Annotated in this window: 12 protein-coding genes; 4 read left to right on the forward strand and 8 right to left on the reverse strand. The window is 60.3% G+C overall.

Going from position 1 to position 12851, the window contains the following annotated elements; translation table 11 throughout:
* The gene (locus tag LDN82_RS12305) at positions 1-678 is read right to left on the reverse strand and encodes a peptide deformylase (RefSeq protein WP_224090404.1); all 678 of its coding nucleotides are present in this window, start codon (positions 676-678) and stop codon (positions 1-3) included.
* A 100-nt stretch (positions 679-778) separates the two neighbouring features.
* On the opposite strand from LDN82_RS12305, the gene LDN82_RS12310 reads away from it, so the two are divergent.
* Positions 779-1198, forward strand: coding sequence for a nuclear transport factor 2 family protein (locus LDN82_RS12310; protein WP_224090411.1), 420 nt, complete (start codon positions 779-781; stop codon positions 1196-1198).
* A gap of 15 nt (positions 1199-1213) precedes the next feature.
* Here LDN82_RS12310 and LDN82_RS12315 read toward each other — a convergent pair whose 3' ends face one another.
* The 3 genes from LDN82_RS12315 to LDN82_RS12325 are packed head-to-tail and all read right to left on the reverse strand — an operon-like array spanning position 1214 to position 4171.
* Entirely contained in the window at positions 1214-2344 is a 1131-nt protein-coding gene (locus LDN82_RS12315) for an NAD(P)/FAD-dependent oxidoreductase (protein ID WP_224164429.1), read from the reverse strand.
* Positions 2337-3038: a class I SAM-dependent methyltransferase gene (locus LDN82_RS12320; protein WP_224090414.1), complete on the reverse strand. Its 702-nt coding sequence runs from the start codon at positions 3036-3038 to the stop codon at positions 2337-2339. The genes LDN82_RS12315 and LDN82_RS12320 overlap by 8 nt, the downstream gene beginning before the upstream one ends.
* Positions 3035-4171 (reverse strand): type III polyketide synthase, encoded by a 1137-nt coding sequence (locus tag LDN82_RS12325; protein WP_224090415.1) that lies wholly within the window; start codon positions 4169-4171, stop codon positions 3035-3037. The genes LDN82_RS12320 and LDN82_RS12325 overlap by 4 nt, the downstream gene beginning before the upstream one ends.
* Positions 4172-4395: 224 nt before the next feature.
* On the opposite strand from LDN82_RS12325, the gene LDN82_RS12330 reads away from it, so the two are divergent.
* The 3 genes from LDN82_RS12330 (at position 4396) to LDN82_RS12340 (ending at position 8756) form a co-directional block, all read left to right on the forward strand.
* Positions 4396-6789: an excinuclease ABC subunit UvrA gene (locus tag LDN82_RS12330; RefSeq protein ID WP_224164430.1), complete on the forward strand. Its 2394-nt coding sequence runs from the start codon at positions 4396-4398 to the stop codon at positions 6787-6789.
* 173 nt (positions 6790-6962) lie between these two features.
* Entirely contained in the window at positions 6963-8300 is a 1338-nt protein-coding gene (locus LDN82_RS12335) for a haloacid dehalogenase-like hydrolase (protein WP_224164431.1), read from the forward strand.
* 177 nt (positions 8301-8477) lie between these two features.
* Positions 8478-8756 carry a hypothetical protein gene (locus LDN82_RS12340; protein ID WP_224092703.1) on the forward strand — a complete coding sequence of 93 codons (279 nt, stop codon included), beginning with the start codon at positions 8478-8480 and terminating at the stop codon, positions 8754-8756.
* A 36-nt stretch (positions 8757-8792) separates the two neighbouring features.
* Here the strand turns inward: LDN82_RS12340 and LDN82_RS12345 are convergent, their stop codons facing one another.
* From LDN82_RS12345 to LDN82_RS12360, 4 genes are all read right to left on the reverse strand, one after another.
* The gene (locus tag LDN82_RS12345; RefSeq protein ID WP_224164432.1) at positions 8793-9929 is read right to left on the reverse strand and encodes a Fis family transcriptional regulator; all 1137 of its coding nucleotides are present in this window, start codon (positions 9927-9929) and stop codon (positions 8793-8795) included.
* 337 nt (positions 9930-10266) lie between these two features.
* Entirely contained in the window at positions 10267-10620 is a 354-nt protein-coding gene (locus LDN82_RS12350; RefSeq protein ID WP_224092706.1) for a helix-turn-helix transcriptional regulator, read from the reverse strand.
* Positions 10613-11737 (reverse strand): tyrosine-type recombinase/integrase, encoded by a 1125-nt coding sequence (locus tag LDN82_RS12355; RefSeq protein WP_224164433.1) that lies wholly within the window; start codon positions 11735-11737, stop codon positions 10613-10615. The genes LDN82_RS12350 and LDN82_RS12355 overlap by 8 nt, the downstream gene beginning before the upstream one ends.
* A 222-nt stretch (positions 11738-11959) precedes the next feature.
* On the reverse strand, positions 11960-12556 hold the full coding sequence (locus LDN82_RS12360) for a sigma-70 family RNA polymerase sigma factor (protein ID WP_263422245.1): 597 nt from the start codon (positions 12554-12556) through the stop codon (positions 11960-11962).
* Between the last annotated feature and the right edge of the window lie 295 nt (positions 12557-12851).

Raw genomic sequence — 12851 nt, forward strand, 5'->3', positions numbered from 1 at the left:
CTAGCTGTGCAGGAAACCCAGGGTCCGCCGCGCATCTCCAATGTCCGGATTGGACCACCGCAGGGAGTGTTCCGCGTTGCTGGAAAGCGAGCGCAGCTCCGCCTTGTCCAGATAGAGAATTCCCTGTAAGTGGTCCGTTTCGTGTTGCACTATGCGTGCCTGCCACCCTGAGAACCATTCTTCCACTGGGCGCCCCTCTGGAGTCAGATAGCTCAATTCCACATTGCGGTATCTGGTGACCACCGCTTGGTAGCCGCTAACGGACAGGCACCCCTCATAGAATGACGCTGTCTCGTTTCCCAGAGGCCGATATTGCGGGTTAAGGACAGCCATGAACTCCAGTGGCTCCCTGTGACGGACCGTTGCCGACTCGGGATCCACCTCGTACTTGTCTTCAAGTACCGCCAACTGCAGCGGAATGCCCAACTGCGGAGCCGCCAGCCCAACCCCCGGCGCGGCAAGCATGACCTCACGCATCCGCTCGATGAACGCCGCCAATTCAGTGCCATCAAGCTGCCCGTCATATGGCGCCGCCTGTTGCCGGAGGACAGGGTGCCCGGCTTGAACGATCGGCGGAAGCTCCTCTGTTTCAAGTAACCGCAGGACTGCGTCCCTGATCTGGAGGGGATTAAAGTCAGTAGCCGGGCTGGGCGCCTCGGAGTGAGGTTGCTGCGTCATGACTTGAGCCTAACGCCAAGGCTGCCCTTCGTGCCTGTGTCCTGCACTCGGGGTGCGCCCTTGCCGGGCCTGGGTCTCCACGTTCAGTTAGGCTCGTCGGATGAGTATCAGCACCCCTCTGGACCATGTACTCGGGTTTATCAGGACGGTTGAATCCGGCGGCGGCGCCGCCGAGATCAGCCCGTACCTTGCCCACGACTTCACCCTTACGGAATGGCCGCACGCACTATCCAGGACCGGGTCCACCCGGACCCTTAAGGAGACTCTCACAGGCGCGGACCACAGTAAGAACATCGTGGCGAACCAGCGCTTTGAGGTGGTCCGTACCACCTGCGAAGGCAACCGGGTGGTCCTGGAGATGAACTGGTCAGCCACATTGCTCCTGGACCTCCCGCACTGGGATGCGGGTGAGACCATACGTGCGCGGAGCACCGCTGTCTTTGAGCTGCGGGACGGTTTGATCGTCAGCCAAGACACCTACGACTGTTACTACACCCTTCCTGAACAGGCAACGTCATGAATGAACACGCGCCACCTAGCGCATGGTGAATCGCCGTTCGACCAGGGCGGAGACACCCGGCAGTTCCAAGGCATGGGCAAAAAACGCGTTTCGGGATGCCATGATTGCCGGATGCAGGGGCCTGCCAAGGGCCATGTTCAACCCGGCCTGCTGCGAAGCCCGGGATGCCGCCCGGCGTCGTTCCTTCTCGAACAACTGAAGCTGCCGACCGACGTTATGTCCCCTGAGGGAGGCATCAACGAGAGGTGCCAAGGCAGCGGCGTCAAGCCATCCAAGGTTCATTCCCTGGCCTCCGATAGGGCTGATCTCGTGGGCGGCATCGCCCAACAAAACCGTCCTGCCATGGACCATTCTCTTCACGAGCCGTGATTGGACCTCGAAAGCGCTGAGCATGGTGTTGCTGCCGGGGTCCACGCCAACTCCCGTCCGGGCTTCCACCAACGCAGCCAGGCCTGCCGCCGTCGGGCTTCTTGCGGGGGCTCCAAGCCGTACCACCCACCGGCGAACATCCCCGGGCAAGGGGAACGACTCGACGATCCCCTCGGGCTCCAGGTAAAGAACTGCCTCATCTCCGTGCCCTGTGGTGTCGATGAAGTCTCCCATCAGGTAGCAGTCCGGATAGGTGCGTACGGAAAGGCCCGGGAGAAGGCGCTGGCGAATCATCGAGTGGGCTCCGTCGGCTGCCACCAGCAGGCGGCTTGTGTAGGCGAGGCCACCGGACGGCGAGTCGGCCAGGACGCTGACCGTACCGCCGTCGTCGGCGAATTCCGTGACAGCGGCGCCGCGGATGATCGCGTCCGGATCCAAAGCCATGACCGCCTGTTCAAGCACCTGTTCCGTTTTGGGTTGTGGGACGGCAAGAATGAACGGAAAGTCCGGGTCCCCGTTGAAGGGCAACCCGGCCACCCTGGCGCCTTTGCTGTACGCAACGCCCCGCTCGATGCGGACGCCGGATGCCACCAAAGTCGCCGCGAGACCGGCATGGTCCAGTTCCTTTAGAGCCGGAGGGTGAATCCCAATTGCCCGTGAACGGTGGCTCCGGTTCGATCGGCGTTCCAGTATGCGTACACGGTGCCCATGTTGGAGCAGCAGAACGCCCATGAACAACCCAACAGGCCCGGCCCCGACGATGACGACGTCAAGCATGTTGGTAGACGAGCAGGTTGTGCCATGGGCCGTTCCGTTCCACGCTCCAACCCACCGGAGCCGCCCGTTGGAGCTCTGCGGCGGTAAAGCTTCGCTTGATGGAAACCAAGCCGTCTCCGCAAATATAGGAGCCGATACCCAACGGCCAGAAGCCGGCGGCGAAAAGGAGGTAAGCGGCGTTGCTGCGTTTGAGGTCGTTGTGGAGCACCAGACGCTTGGCCAGAGCCTCGGAGTCCCGCACGACGGCGGTGAATTGATCGGCGTCGAGGTGGTGGAGGATGTGGTTGGACAGCACAATATCGAACGCGCTGCCTTCCGCGACAAGTTCGGCACTATGGGCCTGCCGGAAACGGACACCCTCAACGGCTGGGGAGCGGCTGGCAAAGTCGTAGGCGCGCTGGTCCGGATCGATCGCCGTGACCAGCAAAGAGAACCCATCCCTCGCGGCCCATCCGGCCAGGCTTCGGGCAACGTCCCCACCACCGCATCCGATGTCCAGCACCGATGCCGTACCGGTAGAGGCCAGAATCGGCCGAAAGCGGTCACGGTAAATGCGGTGCCATCCCGAAAGGAGGCCGTTGACCACCGGGAAGCGGGCATAACTACGGTTGAGGCGCTGGAGGTCGCAGTCAGACCGGTCCATGTCCTCGATGGCATCCACGTCCCTGTCTTTCAGGGACCCCCACGGGCTCACAGAGTGGGAGAGACCAACGTAAAGAGGCCAGTCTCCACCGTGAGTCCGGGGCCAAAAGCCATGGAACAGATTGGTTCCTCGCGCTGGCTTGGCGTTTGTCCGAGCATGTATTTCAGGACAAAGAGCACCGTGGCGCTGCTCATGTTGCCGTATTCCCTCAGTGTTTCCCTTGCCGGGACCAGTTGCTCCTCGGTTAGTTCGAGCTTGGATTCGACCTTGTCCAAAATGCTTCGCCCACCAGGATGGATGGCCCAGTGCGTTATTTCGCGGTAGGGGAGTCCCGCCAGTTGTGGCTCTTTGGCGAGCAACGGCTCCAACGCGCCAGTGATGTGTTCCTCGATGATGTGGGGCACGTAGGAACCCAGCACCATTTCGAATCCTTCGTCGCCGATGTTCCAGGCCATGGCTTCTTCGCCCACGGGCGTGAGGACCGTTTCAAAGTGGTCCAGCCGGATCACGGGTTCGGGCCCTTGGGGTTCCTTGGCCGTTACGATGGCCGCCGCCGCGCCGTCGCCGAATATCGCTGAACCCATGATGGTGTCCGGGTCGTTGGAGGTCCGCACGTGCAGTGAACAAAGCTCCACACAGATAACCAGAACGACGGCGGCTGGATCAGCCAGGCAGAACTGCTTGGCTGCCTTCAGGGCTGGAAAAGCGGCATAACAGCCCATGAAGCCCAGGTGGTATCGCTGCACGGCGGGGTTGAGTCCAAGTGCCCGGACTACCTTGTAGTCGGGACCGGGGTTGAAGAATCCCGTGCAGGAAACGGTGATGACGTGGGTGATGTCATCGAGGTCAACGTCAGGGACCCGCGCCACCGCAGCCTTGCCGGCCTCGATGAAGAGTTTGGTGGCTTCCGTAGCAAAGATCTCGTTCCGGACTTTGGTGCTGGGGCTGAGCACTTGATTGCTCGAGGGGTCAAAGAACCGTGGATTTTCCGGATGTGCGTCGAGACTCAGCTCTTCCACCGCCGTATACCGGGTATCTATTGCTGCTGAGTCGAAGCACGTGGAGACCAACCGCGACCCGAGCCGCGTCAGTCCTGGTTGAGCTGCAAAGACGTCCCGTGCCTGCGACTGCACGAGGATGGTTGGCGGAACTGCGGTTTCAAGGGACCTCATGTATACCGGCATGCTTCATTCTTAGCGAGTCGGCGGCTGATGACAATGGTTGGAGCGGCTCAGGCTTCGCGTCCTCCCCGAGGCCCGTGACGCTGGCCGCTAGTGTGGACACTGACCGTTGCCGCATTCGCGACGACGAACGAGAATTTTACGTACTGACCTCAGGCTGGTCAGACCTGGCCAGGCGACGCCGACGGGGGACTGTTGGGTGGCGCCGCCTAACAGATGGAGCGATTATGAGCATTGCCACGAGCACCGACACCCAGTCTCCTGCGTCGCATGTAGCAGACACCCACGACCTCATACGGGTGCAGGGTGCGCGCGAGAACAACCTTAAGGACATCAGTGTCGAGATCCCCAAACGTCGCCTGACGGTGTTCACGGGTGTCTCCGGCTCGGGCAAGAGTTCGTTGGTCTTTGGGACCATCGCCGCTGAGTCCCAGCGCATGATCAATGAGACCTACAGTGCTTTTGTCCAGGGCTTCATGCCTTCATTGTCGCGGCCGGACGTGGACATGTTGGAAGGCCTGACGACGGCCATCATCGTGGACCAGGAGAGGATGGGATCGAACCCGCGCTCAACGGTGGGCACTGCGACAGATGCCAATGCCATGCTCCGTATTCTCTTCAGCCGGCTTGGGCAACCCCACATCGGATCGCCGAACGCTTACTCCTTCAACGTGCCTACCGTCAAGGCCAGCGGGGCCATCACAGTGGACCGCGGTGAGGGCAAAACGAAGACGGAGAAGGCCAGCTTCAATCGCCTGGGCGGTATGTGCTCACGCTGCGAGGGAATGGGCTCGGTCAACGATTTCGATCTCACTGCACTGTATGACGACAGCAAGTCCTTGAACGAAGGCGCCCTCAGCATTCCCGGATACACGATGGATGGTTGGTATGGCCGGATCTTCAGCGGATCGGGCTTCTTCAACATGGACAAGCCAATCGCGAAGTTCACCAAGAAGGAGCTCCACGACCTCCTGTACCGGGAACCGACCAAAATCAAGGTTGAAGGCATCAATCTCACCTATGAAGGCGTCATCCCCAAAATCCAGAAATCGATGCTCTCCAAGGACGTGGACGCACTTCAACCCCACATCCGCGCCTTCGTGGAGCGGGCCATCACTTTTACAACCTGTCCGGAGTGTGAGGGCACCAGGTTGAGCCCGGAGGCACGTTCTTCCAAGATCAAAGACAAGAGCATTGCCGATGTCTGCAAGATGCAGATCAGCGACCTTGCCGCTTGGATCCGGGAAATCGATGAGCCCTCAGTTGCTCCGCTTCTCAAAGGACTGCAGCACCTCCTGGACTCCTTCGCCGAGATAGGTCTCGGATACCTGTCCCTCGATCGGCCTGCCGGAACCTTGTCCGGGGGAGAGGCGCAGCGAACCAAGATGATCCGGCATCTGGGCTCATCGCTGACTGACGTCACCTACGTCTTCGACGAGCCAACCATCGGCCTGCATCCACATGACATCGAGCGCATGAACCAGTTGCTGCTGCAGTTGCGGGATAAGGGCAATACTGTGCTGGTAGTCGAGCACAAGCCTGAAACGATTGCGATCGCTGACCACGTGGTGGATCTCGGACCTGGCGCAGGCACCGGCGGCGGAACAGTCTGCTTCGAAGGCGATCTGGATGGACTGCGGGGGAGTGACACCATCACTGGACGCCACCTGGACGATCGCGCATCCATCAAAGAGCAGGTACGGACGGCTTCCGGCACTCTTGAGGTACGTGGAGCTTCCACCAACAATCTTCAAAACGTGGACGTGGATATTCCACTGGGCGTGCTCTGTGTACTCACGGGTGTGGCCGGATCAGGCAAGAGCTCGCTCATTCACGGCTCGGTGGCCAAACGTGACGGGGTCCTCGTGATCGACCAAGGTGCCATCCGGGGTTCCCGCCGGAGCAATCCTGCAACTTACACAGGGCTGCTTGAGCCCATACGCAAGGCGTTCGCCAAGGCCAATAATGTGAAACCGGCTCTCTTCAGTTCCAATTCGGAGGGCGCGTGCCCCACCTGCAATGGCGCTGGAGTGATTTACACGGATCTTGGCGTCATGGCGACGGTGGAATCAACGTGTGAGGAATGCGAAGGCAAACGCTTCCAGGCCTCCGTATTGGAGTACAGGCTTGGCGGGCGCAATATTGCAGAAGTGCTTGCAATGTCTGTCGACGAGGCTGAGACGTTCTTCAGCGAAGGTGAAGCACGCACACCTGCCGCCCACAAGATCCTGGACCGCCTCGCCGACGTCGGACTCGGTTACCTGACGCTCGGACAGCCGCTCACCACACTTTCCGGCGGGGAACGCCAGCGGCTCAAGCTGGCTACGCAAATGTCCGAAAAGGGCGATATTTACGTCCTGGACGAACCAACTACAGGCCTGCACCTGGCCGACGTCCAAAACCTACTGGGAATGCTGGACCGCTTGGTCCAGTCGGGAAAGTCAGTCATTGTGATCGAACATCACCAGGCCGTCATGGCACATGCCGACTGGATTATCGACCTCGGACCAGGTGCCGGACACGACGGCGGCAAGATCGTTTTCTCCGGTACGCCCGCTGACCTTGTGGCTGACCGCCCGACGCTGACCGGCAAGCACCTGGCCGCTTACGTCGGCGCTTGATATTTGACTGGCTTGAAAAAATGCCAATACGCCTTGTTTTAGAGTGGCCAGCCCAAGCTTCCTAGTAGAAGTTTCCGCCTTATCTCTTGACTATCCCTTGTGACATGACACACACTTACTCAGGACTTTGGACTATTTACAGACCATTAAGGATCTTGAGAATCGGGGGAAGCATGTCCACATTTTCGTCAGCGTCAGTCAAGGATGACAAGAGCCACAGGAAGGAAACCCTCAGGAAGAACTATTTCCGGTTTGCGACCACCGCAGCCGTAGTGGCTGCCCTTATGTCAGCCACGTCGTGCGCAACACCTCCTGCCACCAACGCTCGTCCGGCAGCCGAATGCCGCCAACTCGACGCCCAACTGCCATGGCCAGGGGAGGTCCGTGAACAATTGCAAAAGACCATTGACGCCCACAGCAGCTGCACCGGAACAGCCCGCGGAGATAAAGCTCCAGTCGCAATCTTCGACTGGGACAACACCGTGGTTAAGAACGACATCGGCTACGGCACGAACTTTTGGATGCTGCGGAACGACAAAGTGCTGCAACCAGCCAATAAGGATTGGAAGAGCACAAACCGCTACCTGACCGATGCGGCAGCGAAGGCACTGGCGGTGGCATGCGGTACCGACACGCCCGCAGGCCAACCCCTGAAGACCAGCAGCAACACGGAGTGTGCCGATGAAATCCTCGCCATCCTTGAGGACAAGACGCGTTCCGGCGAACCGGCCTTTGAGGGCTTCAATGCCCGCCACCTCATAGGCGCCTACGCCTGGGGTACGGCCCTCTCTGCCGGATATACGGAGGAGCAACTTGGCGGGTTCGCACTCGCAATGAAGCAGGAGAACCTGTTAGCACCAGAAGGCAGCATGCAGACCGTTGGAAGCCAGCAGGTGGACGGCTATATCCGGATATACCCTCAAATGAAGGACCTCATTGGTGTCCTTCAGGCACACGGCATCGAAACCTGGGTGGTTTCCGCATCGCCGGAGCCGGTGGTCAAGGCGTGGGCCGGCGAGGTTGGCATCGACGCCGGACATGTCGTAGGCGTCCGAAGCGTATACGAGGACGGCATCCAAACCTCACATCTGAAAGGCTGCGGCGGCATACCCGACGGCGAAGATTCCGTCATGACCTACATCGAGGGAAAACGATGCTGGGCCAATCAGGTGATCTTCGGCGTCGAGGGTCCATCAGCCTTTGAGCAACTGCCTGCCGAACGCCGCCAGATCCTGGCCGCCGGCGACTCCGGCACGGACGTAACCTTCGTTGCCGACGCCACCGAAGCCAGACTGGTGGTGAACCGGAACAACGCGGAAATCATGTGCCGCGCGTACGACAACGAGGACGGCAAGTGGCTAATCACGTCAATGTTCATCGACCCCAAACCACAGCGCAGCGAGCCGTATCCATGCAGCACCAAGGGGTACACCAACCCAGACAGCAGCAAGGGTCCCGTGCTGCGCGAGGACGGCAGCCTTATCCCGGATCAGACAGACCGTGTCCACTGAGTCAGACCGCGTCAGGCACCCCTTCTACTCCCGTGACTTAACTGGCATGCACGGGTATTCATGGGACGGGAGTAGCCGCCTCCGTGATTTGCCGACGGTGAACGGCACTCATACTGCTCGGTGGCGGGGCCGGTGTTAGCTCATGACAGAAAGCTCCTCCGGCTGTAGGCTCCGAATATGCCTGAGGGTCGGAAGCGCCTTGAGCCGCGTATGACGCGGGGCGGATTTCGCTGGCAGCTGGTCATGGTGTCCTTCATGGCCGTAAACGCAATCGTGCAAATTGCATTCCGGTGGAATCAAGCTTGGGGTCCCTTTCTTTACCTCATGCTGGCAATGCTGATTATCTGCGCGGTCTTCACCGCCTATCTGCTCTATGTGCGCCACTACGACGGTCATTTCTGGGACGAGGAAGAAGCCCGTCGCCAGGACTGGGATCGTCGGGGCCGGCAGCTTTAGGTATGTCCTCACGGACGCAAGCGAGACGGAGCCGTTCTAGTTTCTCGGGCTTTCGTGCAGGACGGACTCGTTTACTGCTGCGATGTACCGGGCATAGGCGGATGCCGAGTCGGTGGCGTGGCGTTCGATGGTAGTCGGGGAGTAGCCGAGGGTTTCGGCGATGATGGCCACGGGTGCGAGTTTGGTGAGTTCGTGGAGTGTTCCGAGTCGCGCGGCGCGGGTGTTGAAGAGCTTGCTGAGTCGGGTTGTGAGGTGCCCTGGGTGGATGTGGCGTCCGGGTGATGTTCCGCGGAATACCCACTTGGTGTTGGGGTGTGCTGCGGTCAGTTCGTGGCCTGGGTTTGCGGCGAGCTCCCGCCATGGCTGGGCTAACGGGTCCGGCAGCGCAATTTTGGTGGTTCCGAGTTGGATGGTGACTAAGTCTTCAGTGACTGTGACGTCGTCCCAGGTCAGCCGGGCGATGTTTTCGGCTTGTTGTCCGAAGACGAGGATGAGGATCGCGGCGGCCCGGTCACGGGTCTCCGGTCCGTTGGTGTGGATGATTTGTTGGAGCGCTTTGTCTTGCCCGATCTTGGGGAGTCTTGGGCTGGTGCCGCGGCGGTGCGGGACGATGGTGAGCCCCGCTGGGGCGGCCTTGGTTTTGATGGCCCATTTGAGGAAGCGCTCAGCGATGCGTCTCGTCGTGGGCCCCTCGGATTGCCATACATCAAGGTGGGACTGCTGCAGTTCCGGCAGTTTGATGTCATGACCGGTGAGCCAGTTCAGGAGGTCGATGGCGACGGTGACTTCCTGTTTGGCGCGCAGGAAAGTGCCGCGGGAGACTTCGTCCATGAGGTTCATGCGTCGCTGGTGATGCCATCGGATGTAGCGGCGGATCACGTCAAGGTTCTGTGGGTCGCTGACGCGTTCCATGGCTTGGGTGGCCCAGCTTTCGTAGCGAATCAGGAACGCATTTCGCTGGGGGAGCACCCCGTGCTCGATGAGGAGCCCTCGGACGTACTCGCGGGTGCGGGAGTCGGGCAGTTCATCGAAGGTGTCGTGACTGATTTTGGGTGCGGTAGCGAGGTTACGAAGGAAGGCCGTGACGTGCTTTTGCCGGATCCAGGTCATGCCGCTGTTGGCCCGTTTCATTGACTTCAGTGCCGCCGCCAGCGGGATCAGTTCCGTGGCCATGACTCCCGTAGCTGGGTCTGTAAGCAGGTCGTCTACGATGTCGCCGAGGACGCAGGTCCAGCAGCGTCCACCACTGTAAAGTTCGTCTTCGGCGCCGCAGCCCACACAGTCAACGTTGAGCCGAACGCCCGAGCAGCTGCGGCATGCCGGCTCCTCATCGATAATTCCCGGAAGAACACCTTCATGGCCGCAGGCGCAGACTCCACGGGTGCGCTTTGCCTGCTGATAGCAGTAGCCGCAAACGCCGCCGTCTGGCCAGCGCGCGACGGTTTGATGGTGCTGACCGCAGCGACTGCAGGGAACCGGCCAGCGGATCGGGTCCTCTGCTTTGCGTGGCCTACTCACCGTCCTCAGAAGCGACGAGGCGGACACGTCGTGCGATGGGGTTGCCTGGTTGGATGCCGAGGTCTTCACTGCGCTTCGGGGCATTGGCTGTCGCCGCGGCGCGCATCTCCACGAATGGTTCGAACAGGTCGTTGGGTGTGCAGTCCAGGATGTCGCAGAGCGCCGCGAATGTCTTGGCCGGAATGCGCTCCGGAGTCGATGTGACCAGCCTGTAGACCTGACTTTCGGAAAGGTTGATACCACGAGATTTCAGGAGCGGCATCAGTTCGGTGGTCTTCCACAGGTTCTGCTTTGCCATCAGGGCTCGCAAGTTCCAGCGGTAGCCAATCCGGCGCTGTTCAGGCATCTGGGTCCTCCAAGTTCGCGATGCGGCGTGCAATCATCTGCTGCACGGATTTCTGCTTGAAGTCCGACGATACCGACGTGTAGAGCCCGGTGGTCGAGGCGTAGGAGTGGCCAACCTGAGTCTGCACGAAGGCCGCGTCATAGCCGGCTTCGATCAGGTGGGTCACGTAGGAATGCCTGAGGCAATGCAGACCCAGCTCCTGGGGCAAGCCGACGGCATCCCGGGCAGCGGCGAACGCATCCCCGAAAGAGCCCAGGGACATCCGGGCACCCCGCTCGCTCGGCCAAAGAGCCGAGGACCGTTCAGCTGTCGGAAACTGCTGCCGCAGCCCTCCGGATGTCCAGGTCTTGAGCTGGTCCACGACCCAGTCGAACTCCGGAACGGTCAGCACGGTGCGCCGTCTGGGTCCTGAGCCTGCCGTTCCCTTGGCGAACCGTACCTGAACTGCTCCGAACCGGCCGTAGTCACTGACGTGCGGGTTCGGGCCGAAGTCTTCCAGGTCCAGCATGGTCATCTCACGTCGGCGAAGCCCATAGGCATAGCAGACCTTGAACGCCACAGAGTCGCGGAAAAGGGGCAGCCATCGTTTGCTGCCAGCGGCGTATTCCCGGTCGACAAGGTCATCGATGTAGTCGAATAGTCGCTGCAGTTCCGCCTTGGTGAACGACCGCTTCTTCGCCGGGACGGCATCATCGGTGGTGTGCCTTGGCATATTCCACTCGAAGCAGATCTGGCTCGGAATATCGCCGAAAGTCCGTTCGCAGAACTCGCCCCAGCCATAGCCAGGATGCGTCAGATAAGAGCAGAACATCGCCACGGCGTTGCTGTACGAGCGCAACGTTTTCAGGCTGATCGGTTTCTCGCCCGAGCGCAGATCGGCCAGGAAGTCATCGATGTCGGCGTGGCGCCATTGCCATGGGAATTCACCCGTGAAGCGTTGAAAACGCTCCAGCAGCTGGCCGCGCTGCTTGATGGTCTGAGTCGTGAGGCCACGTGCCAGCATCTGCGCGCGCCAGCCATCGAGCATGGCAGTGAAAACCCGTTCATCAGCCCGGAACAGCCCAATGTCCGGATCCACCAGCATCCGCGGGACGAAACCCGGAACGGTATTACCCACCACGACCCCTAAACCATGGAAACATGCATTAGATGCAGGAAACCTATAGCCATAAGCGATCCGAGGGCAAATTCAGTCGTTGGCGTGAGGAATGCGCGCGCCGGGCAAAGCCCGGCTGACCTGCGGAAACGCTGGATTCGTCATGGGGCGGGAGTTCTCGCAGCTGCTTCTACTCCCGTTGTTTGAACGCCGATAATCTACATTATGTAAAGTAAACGTTGATTACAGCACTCGCGCCCGTTTCATTCCTGACTGAATTTCCACCAACTCGGCCAACACCCCTGCGCAACGCAGGCAATCGTCCAGGTGCCGGCGAACTTTGTCCTGGGCGGCCTGGCGCACGGCATTTCGGACGTATTTACCGAAGTAGCGTGAAAAGTCCGTGCAGGGGTCCGCAGCTGATTCCTGCACGTGTTTTTGGAGGTACGCCTGCCGGAGACCCTCCCGTGCGCGGATGAGCAATGACGACACAGCGTTTGGAGTCAGGTCCATGGCTCGTGCCGCTGCAGCCGGCTTCGAGTCTTCAACGTCCACGTGCCAAAGTACGGTCTGCCAGCTGGATGGAAGGGAACGGAAAGCCAGCATAAGGATCGTATTCTCGAAGTCTTTGAGAACAGGATCATCATCGATAACCACGACCTGACCCGCAACGCCTCTCACCGTCGTCGCTGCCCGTCCGACCTGCAGATTTCGGCGGTGCGACATTCGCCGAACGGTGGTTACCAGATAAGCCCTGAATGAGTCCACGGGTCCCCTGCCCGCCAGCAGGGATTCCAGGATCGATGCAAACGCCTCGGAGACCACGTCGTCGGCATCCATTGGATTATCCGATTCAGCCCGGGCAACATGGGTGGCAATGCCTTGGTACCGGCGGAAAAGTTCCTCGTAGGATCCAGAGTCGCCCCCACGCACGGAAGCGAGCAGGATTGTGTCACTCTCCCCCGCCGCCAACGGGAGTTGGCCCGCTCCCCTCCCCCGGTGACTTTGTGCAGGATTGGGAAACACTTGTACTCGCTGAGCCGTCGAGGAGGATTGGACGCGGCCGAACGGCCGGACGGGAGCAAGCATGGCTGCCTTCCGAAGTGCTTGAGCAATGACGCCTAGAATCTAGGCA

This window comes from Arthrobacter sp. StoSoilA2, assembly GCF_019977195.1.
Classification (GTDB): domain Bacteria; phylum Actinomycetota; class Actinomycetes; order Actinomycetales; family Micrococcaceae; genus Arthrobacter.